15 protein-coding genes are annotated in these 16,430 nt (G+C 54.3%); 2 read left to right on the forward strand and 13 right to left on the reverse strand.

Annotated features, from left to right (window positions below):
* The first annotated feature begins 14 nt into the window (after positions 1–14).
* Positions 15–4,472, forward strand: a complete 4,458-nt coding sequence (locus FCN15_RS04545; protein ID WP_138493787.1) for a bifunctional nitrate reductase/sulfite reductase flavoprotein subunit alpha — start codon at positions 15–17, stop codon at positions 4,470–4,472.
* A gap of 93 nt (positions 4,473–4,565) precedes the next feature.
* On the opposite strand, the gene murI is transcribed toward FCN15_RS04545, so the two are convergent.
* The 11 genes from murI to FCN15_RS04600 all read right to left on the reverse strand — a co-directional run bounded on the left by murI (position 4,566) and on the right by FCN15_RS04600 (position 14,555).
* Positions 4,566–5,339, reverse strand: coding sequence for a glutamate racemase (gene murI / locus FCN15_RS04550; RefSeq protein WP_138493788.1), 774 nt, complete (start codon positions 5,337–5,339; stop codon positions 4,566–4,568).
* 25 nt (positions 5,340–5,364) lie between these two features.
* Positions 5,365–6,009: an HD domain-containing protein gene (locus tag FCN15_RS04555; RefSeq protein ID WP_138494031.1), complete on the reverse strand. Its 645-nt coding sequence runs from the start codon at positions 6,007–6,009 to the stop codon at positions 5,365–5,367.
* A 279-nt stretch (positions 6,010–6,288) separates the two neighbouring features.
* Complete coding sequence (gene poxB / locus FCN15_RS04560) at positions 6,289–8,013, reverse strand: ubiquinone-dependent pyruvate dehydrogenase (RefSeq protein WP_138493789.1); 1,725 nt, start codon at positions 8,011–8,013, stop codon at positions 6,289–6,291.
* A 69-nt stretch (positions 8,014–8,082) separates the two neighbouring features.
* A complete protein-coding gene (locus tag FCN15_RS04565) occupies positions 8,083–8,787 on the reverse strand; it encodes a YjjG family noncanonical pyrimidine nucleotidase (protein ID WP_138493790.1) in 705 nt (234 codons plus the stop codon).
* A 78-nt stretch (positions 8,788–8,865) separates the two neighbouring features.
* Complete coding sequence (locus tag FCN15_RS04570) at positions 8,866–9,354, reverse strand: NUDIX hydrolase (protein ID WP_138493791.1); 489 nt, start codon at positions 9,352–9,354, stop codon at positions 8,866–8,868.
* Positions 9,355–9,382: 28 nt separating this feature from the next.
* Positions 9,383–9,997 (reverse strand): hypothetical protein, encoded by a 615-nt coding sequence (locus FCN15_RS04575; protein WP_138493792.1) that lies wholly within the window; start codon positions 9,995–9,997, stop codon positions 9,383–9,385.
* Positions 9,998–10,109: 112 nt separating this feature from the next.
* Positions 10,110–10,580 (reverse strand): VOC family protein, encoded by a 471-nt coding sequence (locus tag FCN15_RS04580; protein ID WP_138493793.1) that lies wholly within the window; start codon positions 10,578–10,580, stop codon positions 10,110–10,112.
* 108 nt (positions 10,581–10,688) lie between these two features.
* Positions 10,689–11,453 (reverse strand): MerR family transcriptional regulator, encoded by a 765-nt coding sequence (locus tag FCN15_RS04585; protein WP_138493794.1) that lies wholly within the window; start codon positions 11,451–11,453, stop codon positions 10,689–10,691.
* A gap of 694 nt (positions 11,454–12,147) precedes the next feature.
* Positions 12,148–13,158, reverse strand: a complete 1,011-nt coding sequence (gene spoVAD, locus FCN15_RS04590) for a stage V sporulation protein AD (RefSeq protein ID WP_138493795.1) — start codon at positions 13,156–13,158, stop codon at positions 12,148–12,150.
* A gap of 52 nt (positions 13,159–13,210) precedes the next feature.
* The gene (gene spoVAC, locus FCN15_RS04595) at positions 13,211–13,681 is read right to left on the reverse strand and encodes a stage V sporulation protein AC (RefSeq protein WP_138493796.1); all 471 of its coding nucleotides are present in this window, start codon (positions 13,679–13,681) and stop codon (positions 13,211–13,213) included.
* A gap of 13 nt (positions 13,682–13,694) precedes the next feature.
* Entirely contained in the window at positions 13,695–14,555 is an 861-nt protein-coding gene (locus tag FCN15_RS04600) for a DUF421 domain-containing protein (RefSeq protein ID WP_138493797.1), read from the reverse strand.
* A 169-nt stretch (positions 14,556–14,724) separates the two neighbouring features.
* On the opposite strand from FCN15_RS04600, the gene FCN15_RS04605 reads away from it, so the two are divergent.
* On the forward strand, positions 14,725–14,931 hold the full coding sequence (locus tag FCN15_RS04605) for a DUF1657 domain-containing protein (protein ID WP_138493798.1): 207 nt from the start codon (positions 14,725–14,727) through the stop codon (positions 14,929–14,931).
* Positions 14,932–15,022: 91 nt separating this feature from the next.
* On the opposite strand, the gene glsA is transcribed toward FCN15_RS04605, so the two are convergent.
* Together glsA and FCN15_RS04615 are read right to left on the reverse strand one after the other, a co-directional pair.
* Positions 15,023–15,967, reverse strand: coding sequence for a glutaminase A (glsA, locus tag FCN15_RS04610; protein ID WP_238996507.1), 945 nt, complete (start codon positions 15,965–15,967; stop codon positions 15,023–15,025).
* On the reverse strand, positions 15,960–16,430 hold the full coding sequence (locus tag FCN15_RS04615; RefSeq protein WP_138493799.1) for a DUF5412 family protein: 471 nt from the start codon (positions 16,428–16,430) through the stop codon (positions 15,960–15,962). The genes glsA and FCN15_RS04615 overlap by 8 nt, the downstream gene beginning before the upstream one ends.

Below are 16,430 nucleotides of genomic sequence, written 5' to 3' on the forward strand. Positions count from 1 at the left end.
GGTGGTGATGACTGATGAGTACCAATCAAGTGCGAAGCGTATGCCCTTATTGCGGGGTCGGCTGCGGAATTCTTATGGAGGTGGAAGACAATAAAGTTGTCCGGATAAAAGGGGATCCGGCCCATCCGTCCAACTATGGGCGGCTGTGTACCAAAGGCAGCACGGCTGCCATCCCCTTGACAGCTCCGGACCGCCTGTCCTCCGCTTACATCCGGCGCTCGCGGGATTCAGAGCCCGAAGCCGCCCAGATGGACTATGCAATCCAGGAGACAGCCAGCCGGCTGAAGCGGATCCTGCAGGAGCATGGGCCTGACTCCATTGCTTTTTATGTATCCGGCCAAATGTCGCTTGAAGCTCAATATTTAATTAACAAACTGGCAAAAGGGTTCATCCGCACGAACAATATCGAAGCCAATTCAAGGCTCTGCATGGCCAGCGCGGCCAGCGGCTATAAATTGTCGCTGGGCGCCGACGGGCCGCCGGGCTCCTATGAGGACATTGATCAGGCAGATTTATTCCTCGTTATGGGCGCCAATATGGCCGACTGCCATCCGATCCTGTTCCTTCGCATGATGGACCGGGTGAAAGCCGGCGCCAAGCTGATCGTCGTTGACCCCAGACGGACGGCTACGGCAGACAAAGCCGATCTCTACCTGCCGATACAGCCCGGGACCGATTTGGCCTTCCTGAACGGCCTGCTTCACCTGCTTGTTCAGCAGGGGCAGATCGACGAAGCCTTTATTGCGAGCTGCACGACCGGCTTCGAGTCGATGCCGCAGTTTCTTGAGGATTACCGTCCGGAGCAGGTAGAAGCCTGGACGGGAATACCTGAGGAAGATCTCCGGAGAGCTGCGGATTGGATCGGCAGCTCGGCTAACTGGATGTCGCTCTGGACCATGGGTCTGAACCAAAGCACCCATGGGACCTGGCAAACCAACGCGGTCTGCAACCTGCATCTGGCAACCGGCGACATCTGCCGGCCGGGCAGCGGGCCCTTTTCCCTCACCGGCCAGCCCAACGCCATGGGCGGCCGGGAAATGGGCTACATGGGCCCCGGGCTGCCGGGCCAGCGTTCCTTGCTGGAAGAGCAGGACCGCTTCCGGATTGAAGAATTGTGGAGCCTTCCCCAAGGCTCGCTTCGTCCGGAGCTTCAGCCGGGAACGGTCTCCATGTTCGAACGAATGCGTGCAGGAGACATCAAAGCCTGCTGGATCATTTGTACGAACCCGGCTGCAACGGTTCCCAACCGGCGGAAGGTCATCGAGAGCCTGATGGCAGCTGAGCTGGTCATTACCCAGGATGCGTTCAGCGAGACGGAAACCAGCCCGTATGCAGACATCATGCTGCCCGCCGCTTTGTGGGCGGAAGGCGAAGGCGTCATGATCAATTCGGAACGGAATATGACCTTGATGCAAAAGGCGGTTGAGCCGCCGGGCGACGCCATGCCCGACTGGATGATTATCGCTCGGGTTGCCTGCGCCATGGGCTATACCGAGGCGTTCGGCTACCGCTCGGCGAGTGAAGTCTATGCCGAAATTCAGAAGGCATGGAATCCGGCCACGGGTTACGATTTGAGAGGCGCAGACTACTCCATGCTCAGGGAAGGTCCGGTGCAGTGGCCGTGCGGTCCGGAAGCTCCGCAGAGGCGCAATCCCATCCGTTACCGCAAGCCGTCCCGGGACGGCAGACCTGAATCGCTCCGCTTCCCTGCCGGACAGGGCCGCGCCGTGTTCTGGGCGCGTCCTTTCCTTCCGCCAGCGGAGCTGCCTGACGACGAATACCCTTTCGTTCTGAATACCGGCAGGGTTCAGCATCAGTGGCACACGCTCACCAAGACAGGCAAAGTGGCCAAGCTGAACAAGCTGAATCCGGGCCCTTTTCTCGAAATTCATCCCGCTGACGCTGAACATCTCGGCCTGCAGGAGGGAGACTCTGTGGAGCTGACATCACGGAGAGGACGCGCAGTGCTCCCGGCTGTGATTACAGACCGCGTACAGCCGGGCAGCTGCTTTGCACCTATCCATTGGAATGACAGGTACGGAAGCCAGCTTGCCATTAACGAAGTGACCAATGATGCGGTGGACTCGATCTCCCTGCAGCCCGAGCTGAAGCACTGCAGCGTGTCGCTGGCCAAAGCAAAAATGCAGCCTTCGGCTCCTGCGGCAGCCGGGGCGAAGCAAGCGGCAATCCTCAGCAGCTTGCTGGGACTTCCCTCTTCTCTGCCTGAGAAGATCGAGCTTGCCGAGCATGAGCAGGCTTATCTCTCCGGCTTCCTGCAGGCTATTGAAAGCAATGGCTCCCCGTCCAGGATTCCGGTGTTGCCGCATTCGGCTGATTTAGAGCCTGTGAAGCGGGCTTGGGTAAACGGGCTGCTTGCCGGGATCTACTCCAAGGATTTTGGCGCGTCAGGGGATGATGAGGGTTTTGTTCGTTCTGATGGTTCTTACGGTTCCTATGATTCCGACTGTTCCGATGGTTCCGATCGTTCCGGCAGCTCTGTCGCTGCCGGTTATGCCAGTGGTTCTGGTGGTTCTGGTGGTTCTGGTGGTTCTGGTGGTTCTGGTGGTTCTGGTGGTTCTGGCGGTTCCGTCACTTCCTCCATTTCCTCTGGTCTCTCCGCTTCCTTCTCTGATGCTTCCCGCCCGGCTTCCCTCGCCGCTCCGGTTCAGCCTGTTCTCATCGTCTGGGCCTCGCAGACGGGCAATGCGGAAGAGGCGGCGAACTACTCGGCTGGCAGTCTGCGGGAGAAAGGCATCAGTGTAACGCTTGCCGGAATGGATGCGGTCACGCCGGAAGAATTGACGAAGCATCCCCTTGTCTTGTTTGCAGTCAGCACGTTTGGTGCGGGAGATCCGCCGGATCAGGGGCAGGCCTTTTTCCAGGCCATTCAATCCATACAATCTATTAAATCCATTCATTCCATTCAATCCACTCAATCTATTAAATCCATTCAATCTATTAAATCCATTCAATCGGGTCATTCTGCCGTCGGTCTGTCTCTCGGTTCTCTGAAATATGCCGTGCTTGCGTTCGGTGATTCGAGCTACGAAACCTTCTGCGCATTTGGGAAGAATCTGGACAGCAGATTAAGTGAGCTTGGCGCAGCACGGCTGCTGGAATGTACCTGCTGTGACAGCGAATATATGGCTGATGTCGAACAATGGCTGGAGGCTGTTATACCGCTTATCTCCGCACCGGAAGCCAAGCCAGCAGAATTGTCGCTGCAACAAGAACCCGGTGGCACCTTGCCAGGAAACCTCCAGGCTGCTGCCGCACTGTCCAGGGAAGCCGAGCCATCCGGCGGGTATGACCGGGCCCATCCGTTTCCGGCCCGCCTGCTGCTCAACCGGCTGCTGAGCGAACCGGGTTCCCGCAAAGAAACCCGGCAGTATGTCTTTGATCTGAGCGGCAGCGGGTTAACCTACCAGGCGGGAGATGCGCTTGGCGTCTGGCCGTCGAACTGCCCGGAACTTGTGGAGGAACTGATCCGGCTGGCTAGATTAGACGGACTCAGCCCAGTTCAAGTCAACGGTCACTCCATGACCCTTGCCGAAGCGCTCCTTCACCGCTGTGACATCCACCGGATTACGCCGGGCATGCTTGATGAGCTAAGGGTTCATTCCATGAACCATTCCGTGAACCATTCCATGAACCATTCCGTGAACCATTCCGTGGACCAAAGCCTGGATCGGCTGCTCGGGACCATGAACGCGGAGGAGCAGGCTCAGTGGCTGCGCGAGACCCGGCTGCTGGACCTGCTGCAGGAATTCCCGGCTAGCGGACTGTCTGCGGACAAATGGGTTCAGCAGCTCCGTCCGCTGCAGCCCCGACTGTATTCCATATCCTCCAGCTCCAGGCGGTATCCTGGTGAAGTGCATATTACCGTCTCCACTGTCCGCTATGAGCATAAGGGCAGATGGCGCAAAGGGGTTTGCTCCACTTATCTCGCCGACCTGGTGCCTCCGGGCGGAGAGGTTCCGGTCTTTATCCAGCGGAATCCCCGCTTCCGGCCGCCGGCCGATCCTTCCAAGGATATCATTATGATCGGCCCGGGAACGGGCATTGCCCCCTTCCGGGGATTCCTGCAGGAGCGGGAGGCCGTGCGCGCGGCCGGCCGCAGCTGGTTATTTTTCGGGGAGCAGCATGCGGCAACGGATTATTATTATAAGGCCGAGCTGGAAGAATACCGGATGAGGAACCTGCTGCACCGGCTGGACACGGCCTTTAGCCGGGATCAGGAAGAGAAGGTTTATGTGCAGCACCGGATGGCGGAGCAGGGTGCCGACCTTTGGAGCTGGATTGATGGAGGCGCGTTCCTTTATGTATGCGGGGATGCCGGCCAGATGGCGCAGTCCGTCGATGAGGCGCTGCTTAAGATCGTTCAGCAGTACGGGAGCATGGAGGCAGATCAAGCCGCCGGTTATGTGAACCAGCTTAAGCAGAGCAAGCGCTATGTGAGGGATGTATATTGAAAATAATAAAAAGTAGACGAAATGCCGGACGGCGTTTGCGTCTACTTTTTTGCCTATTCAGGCCTGCGGGGTGCTCATCAGCCCTGTATTTTTTTATTGTCCGTTCTGCAGAAAGGCCAGTGCCTGCTTCATTTTGTCTACATACTCCATTTGAGAGCCCGAACAGATGAATTTAATGTCATTCGTTCCCTGGCTGCCCAGGAGGTTCTGCTCCCTCATGACCGTAATCAGCCTCTTGACGGTGCCGTGGCTTCCGTCGATCAGCTCGATATGCGGGGGCAGCAGGTCATGGAGGATTTTTCGATAATAAGGATAGTGCGTGCAGCCCAGAACCACCGTCCCGTATTGGCTGAGATCAAGAGGCGCCAGCTTGGCTTTGAAATATTGGCCGATTTCCTCCGGATCAAAGTTCAGGTTCTCGCAGTACTGCACCAGTTCAGGCAGCGGAAAAGAATCCACGATCGAATGATCATCCACCCGGGCAACAAGATCCGTATATTTGGACTGGCTTAAAGTAAGCGGAGTGGCAAACACCAGCACCCGGCGGCCCTCCTCGAGGCTTTTGGCTACGGCTGGCTTGACCGCAGGCTCCATGCCGATGATCGGAATCGAATACATCTGCCGCAGCTCGCCAATCGCCGCACTGGTAGCGGTATTGCAGGCCACAACAAGCGCTTTGATCTCTTCCTGCATAATCGTATGAACGGATTCCTTGACGTAATGATTCACTTCCTCCAAGGTCTTCGAACCGTAAGGAACGTGCAACGTATCTGCAAAATATAGAAAATCCTCGGCAGGCAGCTTTCTCATCGCTTCGTGCAGTACGGTAATGCCGCCAATGCCTGAATCAAAAAAAGCAATTCTCACTCATATCACCTGTGTCTGTTATTAATTAAGCATCCCTGCCGTCGAGCGCTTCCCATTCCTTGTAGAACTGATCCAGAAACTGCTCCATAAACCGGTGCCGGTTCTCAGCCAGCCTGCGGGCATGCTCGGTATTCATCAAATCCTTGAGCCTCAGCAGCTTGTCGTAAAAATGGTGCACCGTTGTGTTCTCCTCACTCCGGTATCCATTCTCTGAAAAATCCCGGCCGGGCTCATGAATCGAACGCCCTTTCGAGCCGCCATAGGCGAAGGTTCGCGCAATGCCGACAGCTCCGATCGCGTCCAGCCTGTCTGCGTCCTGCACGACCTTGCCCTCCAGCGTTGTTACAGGCGGATTCTTGCCGCCGTTATAAGACATCGTGGAGATAATCGACATCACATGCAAAATGACCGGTTCGTCCTGGGGATCATCCAGGTGACGCTTAAGCCAGCTGCTCACCTTCTCCAGTCCGGCCTCTTTGCTGGCATTGAGCTTCTCATCCGCCACGTCATGCAGCAGGGCGGCAAGCTCGCAGACGAAGAGGTCAGCGCCTTCCAGCGCGGCGAGCTCCAGCGCCATTCTCCGAACCCGGTAAATATGCCACCAGTCATGGCCGCTCCGGTCGGAGCCCAGAGTATCCTGTACAAAACGCTCGGCTTGTTCCAGAATCATTTTATGCCGTTCCACGCCTCGCCATCCCCCCTTCTATGGCTTGTTTAAACTAATAAAAGCATGCAGAGTACGCACGGGAAAACCACTGTTATCCATATTAACGCAAAATGAGGGAGAGAGAAACCTTTTGTCGCCTATGCCGGCGCCCAAAATGAAAAAAGGGCCTTATTTTCCATGAAAGAAAATAAGCCCTTACAGAGCAGAATGCCAGAAACCGCCCTCGCTGCTCCCCGGTCTATCCCGGTCTATCCCGGTCGGTGCCATCGCCTTCTCGGAGCCCTAATGAATCAGGTTTGTCCGGGCCAGCTCAATCAGCTCATCGCCGCGGCCGCTCAGCACGGCCTTCATCATCCACAAGCTAAAGCCCTGGGCCTGCTTGAACGTAATATTGGGCGGCATCGACAGCTCCTGGCGGTTCACAACGACATCCAGCAGAACCGGCCCTTCCTCCCGAAACGCTCTTGCAACCGCCTGCTCCAGGTCGGCAGGGTCCTCGACTCGTATTCCGGTAATCCCCATTGCGGCTGCCACCTCCGCAAAATTCGGATTCACAAGCGTTGTGCCGGTTTCGAGAAAGCCGGCCGCTTTCATCTCCAGCTCCACAAATCCAAGCGCGCCGTTGTTGAAGACAACGACTTTAACCGGCAGGTTGTACTGCTTCAGGGTCAGCAGATCCCCCATCAGCATAGCGAGACCGCCGTCACCGCACAGGGACACGACCTGCCTCCCGCGCTGCGCCGCCTGGACGCCAATGGCCTGCGGCAGCGCGTTCGCCATCGTTCCATGGTTGAAAGAACCGAGCAGCCTCCGCTTCCCGTTCATCTGCAAATAACGGGCGGACCAGACGGTAGGCGTACCGACATCACAGGTGAACATGGCATCCTCACTGGCAAGATCGCTGACCAGCTTCGCCAGGTATTGAGGATGAATAGGCGTTCTGCCAGGTTTCCCTGCCGCATGCGCGTCCAGGTCCTCCCGAACTTTCGCGTACTGCGTCACGTATTGCTGCAGATGAGAAGGATCGCGTTCTCCGGTGAGATAAGGAAGCAGACGCTCTACCGTTAACCGTACATCGCCGCAGACCCCGTAAGCCACATGCGTCCGCCTGCCGAGATGGGACGGATTAATATCTACCTGAAGCACGGCAGCGTGCTCGGGATAGAACTGCCTGTACGGAAAATCCGTCCCCAGCATCAGCAGCACATCGCAGTCCATGATCGCATGGTAGGCGGAGGAATAACCGATCAGGCCGGTTAAGCCAACATAATAGGGGTTGTCGAACTCTAAAAATTCCTTGCCCCGCAGCGCCGCCACCATCGGCGATTTCAGCCGGTTGCACAAGGCCATCAGCTCGGCATGAGCATCCCTGCAGCCTGCCCCGCAGAACAGAGTAATCCGCTTCCCGTTATTGAGATAAGCAGCAAGCTTCTCCAGCTCGGCTTCCGAGGGATATACAAGGGGATGGCTGTTATGGCTGACCTGCTCCGGAATGGGATTCTTCTCCGCTGCCAGCCCGGCCACATCCCCCGGAAGGACGATGACCGACACGCCCTTGTTCGCAATCGCCTGCTGGATCGCGATAGTCACGATGCTGGGAATCTGCCGCGGCGTCGTAATGACTTCGCAGTAATGGCTGCACTCGGCAAAGATCTGCTCCGGGTGTGTCGCCTGGAAATACTCGGTGCCGAATTCGTCGCTCGGGATATGCGCCGCTATGGCCAGCACGGGCACGCGGTTCCGGTTGCAGTCATAAAGGCCGTTGATCAAGTGCAGATTGCCCGGACCGCTGCTGCCTGCGCACACCGCAAGACTGCCTTCGAGCAGGGCCTCCGCCCCGGCAGCAAAGGCAGCCACTTCCTCATGGCGGACATGGATCCACTCGATCTGTCCATTCTTGCGGATGGCATCGAGCATGTTATTCAAGGAGTCCCCGACGATGCCATAAATTCTTTTTACACCTGCTTTAATCAGCACCTCAACAACAGCTTCTGCAATGGTTCTCATAGGCCTTCCACTCCTTAGCTTGGTGCTGATAGTATTCCTTGCCGCAGCTGGGCTTATTCTCCTGCCGGGTTAACCGGTCACCAGCGGAATCAGCTCGCTCAGCTCCTTAATTTCATATTTCGGCGAAACAGCCAGCGTGTTCGGCTTCCCTTTCGGGTTATACCAGCAGGTGTCGATTCCGTAGTTGATCCCGCCCTGAATGTCTGAAGTGAGAGAGTCGCCCACAACCAGCACAGATTCCTTGTCTGCCTCTGTAAGCCCCAGCTTCTTGAACGCATAATCGAAAAATCCAGTCTGCGGCTTCTGATACCCCGTCTCCTCGGACACGATGATCTCCTCAAACGTCTCCCGCAGATCCGAGCCGGCAATCCGGCTGAGCTGCACTTCGCGGATTCCGTTCGTCACAATCGCCATCCGGTAACCGTTCTCCCCCAGGTACCGGCAGAGCTCTACTGCGCCCGGAATCAGAAAGAAGCCTTCGCCCAAATAACGCACATAAGCTCCGCTAAGCTCGTCCGCATTCATTTGAATCACAAGCTGCTCGTGCTCCATCAGCCTTCTGAACCGTTCGGTCCGCAGCTCGCCGATTTTGATCAGCCCCTGCTCCAAATCTCTCCACAGCTGGCTGTTGATCATTTTGTAGCTGGCAGTCAGCTGCTCCGACCCTTCAATCCCTGCCTCTTCAAAGGTTTTGGCCAAAGCGTAGGTTTCGGACTGGACATAATCAAACAGCGTATCGTCTGCGTCAAATAAGATCGTTGTGTATTTTCCCATGGGCAGTATAGTCTCCTTCTCCTTATGTTCTTCTGTTCTTGTGTTCTTCTGTTCTTATGTTCTTATGTTCTTGTGTTGTCAATCGTGGTCATGCTTCCCTAAAGCAATCCGAATCAGCTGAATCTGGCTGTCCGGCAGCCCCTCCGGCCACTCTCCGAACCGGCAGAAGCGGCATTCCGATATTTCCTCATTCGGCTTGAAGGTACCGGAGATGAGCCGGGCCCGGTAGAGGAGTTCAATGCGGTGCGGCTTCTCGGCATAAATGGGGATGGCCTCCCCCAGGGCCTTTACTTTGAAGGAAGTCTCCTCATAAATTTCACGTTCGAGCGCCCGCTTCGGACTCTCATACTGCATCCAGCCTCCGGGAATTCCCCAAGGCTCCTTCCGGTAAGTGTGCCTCAGCAGCAAAATTTCGCCCTTCTCATTGGTCACGACCGCCAGAACCGCCATCAGAAACTTGGCCTGCGACCGATAAACCATCCAGTCTTTCAGCCCTTTACCGGGAAAATGAACGTACATCCAGACCAGCCAGCGGTTCGGAAGTTTGCGGATCAGTCTGGATAACATAACCTGTCCTTCCTCTCCACTATCAAATTTATCCTGCAAAAAAACGGTCGTAAAGGACACAGGTCTCACGCAGCACCCGCAGCGACTCCTCAACAGAACCAAGCGCGAGCGCGTGGTCGGCGCCTTCAACCGGGCAGAGCAGAGCTTTCCCCGCCTTTTCGGCCGCTTGAACGCTGGCCCGGCTGAACAAAGGGTCGCCCGTTCCGTAAATAACCGTACATTCCATGGATTCAATATAAGGCAGCGTATCATCAACCGGAGTCACAAAGAGCTGCCGCACGCCTGTCCCGCCCTGCATCTCGCCGATCTGCCCGGCCACCAGCGTTCCCAGGCTCTTGCTTATAAATATGAGCTGCCGGTATTTATCGCGGATCTGATCCACAGCGTGCTTGCATTCATACAGTAAAATATTCAGATCTCCCGGATTAAAGGACGTTCTGGCGCTTTGAAACCCGTACTCCAGCTGCAGCACACTATGCCGGTGCTCAAGGGCGCATTGGGCCGCATAATGCAGCAGCGGAAGGTCGCAGGAATAAGCCAGTCCCGGAAATAGCACCACCAGCGTATCCCCGTCCCCTGCAAAATAACGGTGCGCGGCATTCCGCCCCCACGCCGAAGGCATTGAAATCGTGCTTTGACGCATACCGGACGCCTCCTTCGCCTTTTTCCTGATTATAGCATTTTTGGCCGGGAACTTTTATATCGCTGCAAAAAAGAAAACCTGCAGCCAAAGCTGCAGGCTGCAGGTGAAGAGATTAATCCGAATCGTTCTCCAGTAATTCGACGAGAACCTTCAGTTCTTTGGAGGTATCCATGTACGCGTAACGCCCGCCGGTATATTCGCCTTTTTGAAGGAGCGGGAAGCCTTTGCCATCGAGCTGGAGAACTTTCTCCTTCATCCCCTTGATGACAAACGCAATATGGTGAGGCCCCTCGCCATGCTCATTCAGAAAATCCCGCCAGACGCTGGGATGCTCATCCGGCTCAATCAGTTCAATCTGCAGCTGGCCGCAATCGAAGAAGGCAAGCTTGGCGCGCGCCGGACAGCTGTCTCCCTTGTATTCCGTTTGGGCAATTTCTGCCGGGTCGGTCCAGAACCACTTTGGCTTCTCTACCCCGAGAAATTCCGCGTAGGCTGCTGATACCTGTTCGATGTCTTTAACGATGAATCCGATTTGCGTTACAACTTGAGTCCCAAGGAGCCCGGTTTCACTAGATGTGCTCATTGCATTTCCTCCTCGCAGCGTAATGGATGAGTGATTTTGCATAATGGTTGCGTTTACATTACTTCGAGGCCGGATGGCAAAATCCTGCTTTAATCGCTGCTTGCCCGCTTATTGGTTCACTCCTGTATAAATATGAATGGCATCCCGCAGAAAAGCGGCTGTTCCAGGCTGCTCCTTGTCGTAGTAAGCAGTAAAACGCTCGTCATTCACGTACAGGTCAGCCAGTCCGGCGTGAGCTTTCCTGCTGTACTCAGGCCAGTAAAACATCAGCCACCGCTTATGAAGCTCCGCCGCCTGCTGTCCAAGCTCGCCGCCCGGGTCTCCTGTCTTGACGGCTTCCGCCAGTAAGCCAGCCAATTCTTTTGCCAGCCTCTCCGCTTCTCCCATCTCCTGCGGGCTCATGCCCTTCAGCTTGGCGTTGGATGCCTCAACCGCCTGATCCCCGTACTGCTCCCGGATTTCTCTGCCGAACTTCCGCTCATTCTCCTCAATCATTTGATCCTTGAAGCCTTCAAATTTCTCCTTGTCCGTCATTTCCATTCTCCCCTCTCTTTGGGCAATCGTCTTCTCTACATTTGTGATCAGCTGATCCACCTGCCGTCTCCGGTTCAGGAGCTGCTCGCGGTGTTCCCTGAGCGCCCGGGCCGGGTCAAAAGACGGATCATCCAATATGGCTCTGATCCTCTCCAGTCCAACCCCCAGCTCTCTGTAAAATAAAATTTGCTGCAGCCGGTCGACCTCGGTTTGTCCGTACAGCCGGTACCCGGACTCTGTCAGCCCCGCAGGCTTTAGTAGCCCTATTTCATCATAGTAGCGGAGCGTCCGGGTGCTGACTCCTGCCAGCCTTCCAAGCCCCTGTACCGTGTATTCCAACCAGTCCACCTCCTTATCGTGCTTATCTTGCCTGCAGTTCAAATCTTACAGCTTGACGCTGCGTGAAGGTCAAAGAGAATTTTTCGGAAAATTATCTTTCGGGGCTAGCTTCGTGAAAAAATATATATTTATCTTATATATTTATCTTCTCTAGTTAAGCCTAGGTAGAATTTAATTGAAGGGTAAGAAGCAAATGGCAAAAGGCTGGACGAAATCTCAGGCATGAAATTAGCAACATCATATACTTCATCAATACTGAATATCCGGGTACATTCACCATACCCATTGTCGAATAACTTAGCTCCATTATGAATTTTTAAGGACTCTTAGTATTCCTTGGGCAGGACTATTTCAAATCAGACTCTAATTGTTCGATTTCCTTCTCAAGAGCAGGTGAATTGAACTCGAACGAAGCCCAGTAGTTTTCACCTGCTGCAACCTGAATATTTAGCATAATTAATCTCCTTTAATATCCAGCAAAAAAGGTTGTGTATGGCGTATGAAATACGAGAATACGAGAAGAGTGCGGATGAACTCACGGAGCGAACTCACGGAGCAATATTTTGTATTTACCATTATTACACCTCTACTGCCTCACAGAAAGAAGCTCCATTTCCACAAATGGGAATGGAGCTTCTTTGACTGGACTCTCTCAAGTAATTTTCTCCTTCTCCGGCCATGCAGCCGAACGACCTTACCGCCCGGCCTCAATCGCCACCGCATGGGCGATGCAGGGGATGCTCTCCCCCTGCTGGAACGACAGCGGCGACAGGAGGGCGCCGGTTGCGACCACCAGCAGGCGGTTGATTTCGCCGCGGTGCATCCGGTTGAGCAGATGGCCGTATGTCACAACCGCAGAGCAGCCGCAGCCGCTTGCGCCGGCCTGGACGGATTGGGTCTCATAGTTATAAATCATCATGCCGCAGTCCTGATAATTTGTCTGCTTGATCGGGAAGTTATGCTTCTCAAACAGCTCGTTAGCAATCGAGTATCCGACTTTGGACAGATCTCCGGTCACAATCAGGTCATAATAGCCCGGTTCAATTTGAAGATCGCGGAAATGGGCTTCAATCGTATCGACCGCGGCAGGCGCCATGGCAGCGCCCATATTGAACGGGTCAGTGATGCCCATATCAATGACCCGCCCGATTGTCGCTGAAGTGACAACCGGTCCGTAGCCTTCCCTCGATACGACAGCCGCTCCGGCTCCGGTCACCGTGAACTGGGCGGTCGGCGGCTTCTGCGAACCGTATTCGGTCGGATAGCGGAACTGTTTTTCAGCACTCGCATTATGGCTGCCCGTCGCCGCCAGCACATACTCCGCTCCGCCGGAATTGACGACATAGGCACTCATGGCCAAAGTCTCCATTGAGGTTGAACACGCCCCGAACATGCCGAAATAAGGAATTGCAAGCGTTCGCGCAGAGAAGCTGCTGCTGATAATCTGATTCATCAGATCGCCGCCGAAATAAAAATGGATCTGCTCCTTCGTCAGCCCTGATTTCATGATCGCTTTGTTAGCTGCTTCCTCAATCAGTGTCTTCTCGGCCTTCTCCCAGCTGTCCTGCCCAAGCGTTAAGTCCCCGTGAATAGTATCAAAATCCTCAACCAGCGGGCCCTGGCCTTCAAACGGCCCTACAATGGTCGCTGTAGACAGAATCGCCGGCTTATTCTCAAATATCCAGCTTTGGTGCCCCTTAAGCATTCGGCGTTCCTCCCTTGCTTCTTTGCCATGTTAACAACAAACCAAACCTATGTTATACCATGTCCACAATGAAATGAATGATACCAATGATAAAGGCGGCTGCGACGCCAAATACGATGACCGAACCGGCCAATTGGAACATGCTTGCCCCGACACCCAGCACCATCCCTTCCGCCCTGTGCTCCAGGGCACTTGACGACATCGAGTTGGCAAAGCCTGTAACGGGCACAGCCGTACCGGCACCCGCCCATTGGGCGATTTTATCGTAGACACCCAAGCACGTCAGAATGATCGAGATCAGGATAAGCACTGCCACCGTGGGACCGGCCGCCGATTTATGGTCGAATCCGCCCCAGCGGACAAACATCTCCTCTATGGCTTGGCCAATGACGCAGATGATGCCGCCGGATACGAAAGCGCGCAGGCAGTTAACTGCTACAGGCCGCTTGGGCTCAATCCGCGTGGCAAGCGCCTGGTATTCCTGCTGAACAGGTGTCAGCTTCTTCTTTTTCTTATTTGCCATACCGGTGTTCCTCCTAACTGATCAGCAGGGGCCTGATGCCCTCAATTACTTTCTGCATCTCCTGCGAGCACTTCTCGTACATCGACTTGCCAGCATGGTCCTGGGTGGATAGAGCAAACATTTCAAGATCAGCCTCGCACTTCTTCAGTGTTGCCAGCAGAGAAGGCTTCTCCTGAGGCTCTGGAACTTTAAGCTTATCGTCAAAAACATCCACATACAGCTGCCCGTAGCTGTCTACCTGGCCAATGAACACATTGTCGACGGACACGCCAAGCTTCTCCAGCTCCCGGTTCAGCCAGCGGCGGTTGAAGCCGGCGGTAGCGAGCGGTTCTTCCATGATTTTTCCGTCCAGAATGACGGTTTGCGGTTCGGCCTCCGGCGCAACTTTGATGCCAAGATCGGCCGGCTTGAGCGGCTGGTATTCCTTCTTCAGCAGGACATTGATCTCCCCGTTGGGCTCCATGACGGCATGCTGGACCTCCGCAAGCTGAAACACGCTCTTCTTCCGCAGCTGTTCAAGCAGCTCTTCGTTGGTCAGCCGTTCTTTCTTCATATTATCTTCCATGACTTTGCCGTCATTAATCAGCACGGTACTCTTACTGTCAATCCATCCGCGGACTCTCTGGCTCTTCAGCTGCAGAAATTCGATACCCAAAGAGATAAGAACCCATACGGTCAGCGAGATGGCAGCCAGGTACCATTTCTCATGCACATCAAGCGAGATGGAAGAAGCAATGTCCCCGATTGTTATCCCGGTAATGTATTCAAAGAAAGATAACTGTGAAATCTGCCTCTTCCCAAGCAGGCGCGTAAGAAGGAACAGGAAGACGATCGTGACCAGTGTCCGGACGATGATTTCCAGCCATTGGGGCATACAAAATAAACCTCCTTCAATATCCAGGTAAACAAAGATCATTGGAATTATGGCCAGAATGGATTTTTTTATGCAGCAGGATTGAATAAACGAAGTGAATATTTTCTCGGCTGGAGCACCAAATTAGTAAACGTTGCTTCATTTCAAGCCAAGTTTGGAGGTGAATTTGATGACGGTATCCTCACAAGTCAAGACTTGCGTAGCTTCTCTGAAGAGCGCCCAAGCCAGCCTTGAGACCTTTGCTCTCGGCACACAAAACCAGCAGGCTAAAGACCTGTTCACAAACGCTGCCCAGCAGACGCAAATGATCATTGACCAAGTCTCCAGCCGCGTACAGCAATTGGAAAGCGAAGAGCCTCAATATAAAGGCTTCTAATAGCTTCTATTGGAAAAATCACAAAAAGGCCCCGGTTAAGGAATTCTCCTTAAGTCCGGGACCTTCTTTTTAATTCAAAGAATACTTCGTATTAGAAAATACTCCATTCAAACGCTTTGGACAGCCGCTCAAGGAGATGCACGCCTGCAATGCTGTTGCCTTTGGCGTTCAGCGAAGGACCGACCACTCCGATTCCCAGCCGCCCCGGAACAAAAGTCAAAATCCCGCCGGAGACACCGCTCTTGGCAGGCATTCCCGCACAGATGGCGAATTCACCCGATCCGTTATACATGCCGCAGGTGATCATGAAGGTCTTGGCAATTTGCACGTAGCGCTTTGGAATGAGCTGCTCTTTGGATAACGGATCCTGTCCGTTAAACGCCATGACAAGCGCCATCCGCGCCAAATCGGCTGTGTTCACCTGAATCGAGCAGTGGCGGAAGTACACCTCCAGCACCTCCTCCACCTCCCCTTCCAGAATTCCCTTATCCAGCAGAAAATAGCCCATCGAACGGTTCAAATGTCCTGTTTCGCGCTCCGAACGATAAACGTCCTCGTCATAGCCGAGCTTATCGTTGGCAGCAAGCTTCCTGAAGAATTGGAGGATACGAGCCGACTTCTCCTCTACTGTATTTCCCTTAATGAGGGAAGAGATCACAATCGCGCCCGCGTTGATCAAGGGATTAAACGGAATAGCCGGCTGAATCAGCTCGAGCTTCATCATGGAATTGAAGTTGTCGCCTGTCGGCTCCTTGCCGACCTTTGAGAACACCGCGGCTTCCCCATGGTCCATAAGGGCAAGAATCAAGGTAAAAACCTTTGAGATGCTCTGCAGCGTAAATCGGTGGTCTGTATTTCCGGCTTCGGAGATACGACCCTCACCGTTAATTATGTGAATGCCAAGCAGATCCCGCCCGGCTTTGGACAGCTCCGGAATATACGTTGCCACTCTGCCGTGTATGCTCTCCTGCCGGCTGGTATCGACCCACCCGGGCAGCAGATGATCCAGCCTGTCCATTTCGCCCGCTTCAATCATTGTCACAACCTCCCTGTTTGGAACATAGGTCTTTGTATTGAACAGCTACACCCTGGTAAGAGGTCTTCCTCCGATAGGCCCTGCTGCCAGGTTCCAGAACGACGAGAACGTCACCATCCGTCCAATAGGCCGTGAAAGGTTTATCCGAAATATACAGATTGCCGGACTGGCTGTTAAGCCTGGCGCCGTGCCTGATTAAAGAAATCTGATAGCTGAAACCGGTTGTCGCACCGCAGTTCCGCTCGAAATAAACCAGATCATGGCGTCCGTTTGGCTGCTCTAACGTGCTGAGCACCTTATTTTCGCACAGGTAGCGGTTCATAGCTTCATTAACGTTATGCAAGGTCCAATAAACAGCAATTCCTATAAAGGCTGTGCCAAAGAGAAAGGCAGCAAGCAGGCTTCTTCTGGTTATCTTTCGTGTATCCCGTTTCAGGTTCAGCTCTTCTTCGTCAGGAGTCAT

The sequence above is a fragment of the Paenibacillus pinistramenti genome (assembly GCF_005869875.1).
Taxonomy (GTDB): Bacteria; Bacillota; Bacilli; order Paenibacillales; family Paenibacillaceae; genus Fontibacillus; species Fontibacillus pinistramenti.

What these genes read in the sequence shown, in the direction of transcription:
- FCN15_RS04545 (WP_138493787.1), top strand. Translation starts at nt 15, where the DNA reads ATGAGTACCAATCAAGTGCGAAGCGTATGCCCTTATTGCGGGGTCGGC.
- FCN15_RS04555 (WP_138494031.1), bottom strand. Translation starts at nt 6,009, where the DNA reads ATGATTCTGGAACAAGCCGAGCGTTTTGTACAGGATACTCTGGGCTCC.
- poxB (WP_138493789.1), bottom strand. Translation starts at nt 8,013, where the DNA reads ATGAGAACCATTGCAGAAGCTGTTGTTGAGGTGCTGATTAAAGCAGGT.
- FCN15_RS04565 (WP_138493790.1), bottom strand. Translation starts at nt 8,787, where the DNA reads ATGGGAAAATACACAACGATCTTATTTGACGCAGACGATACGCTGTTT.
- FCN15_RS04570 (WP_138493791.1), bottom strand. Translation starts at nt 9,354, where the DNA reads ATGTTATCCAGACTGATCCGCAAACTTCCGAACCGCTGGCTGGTCTGG.
- FCN15_RS04575 (WP_138493792.1), bottom strand. Translation starts at nt 9,997, where the DNA reads ATGCGTCAAAGCACGATTTCAATGCCTTCGGCGTGGGGGCGGAATGCC.
- FCN15_RS04580 (WP_138493793.1), bottom strand. Translation starts at nt 10,580, where the DNA reads ATGAGCACATCTAGTGAAACCGGGCTCCTTGGGACTCAAGTTGTAACG.
- spoVAD (WP_138493795.1), bottom strand. Translation starts at nt 13,158, where the DNA reads ATGCTTAAGGGGCACCAAAGCTGGATATTTGAGAATAAGCCGGCGATT.
- spoVAC (WP_138493796.1), bottom strand. Translation starts at nt 13,681, where the DNA reads ATGGCAAATAAGAAAAAGAAGAAGCTGACACCTGTTCAGCAGGAATAC.
- FCN15_RS04600 (WP_138493797.1), bottom strand. Translation starts at nt 14,555, where the DNA reads ATGCCCCAATGGCTGGAAATCATCGTCCGGACACTGGTCACGATCGTC.
- FCN15_RS04605 (WP_138493798.1), top strand. Translation starts at nt 14,725, where the DNA reads ATGACGGTATCCTCACAAGTCAAGACTTGCGTAGCTTCTCTGAAGAGC.
- glsA (WP_238996507.1), bottom strand. Translation starts at nt 15,967, where the DNA reads ATGATTGAAGCGGGCGAAATGGACAGGCTGGATCATCTGCTGCCCGGG.
- FCN15_RS04615 (WP_138493799.1), bottom strand. Translation starts at nt 16,430, where the DNA reads ATGACTCCTGACGAAGAAGAGCTGAACCTGAAACGGGATACACGAAAG.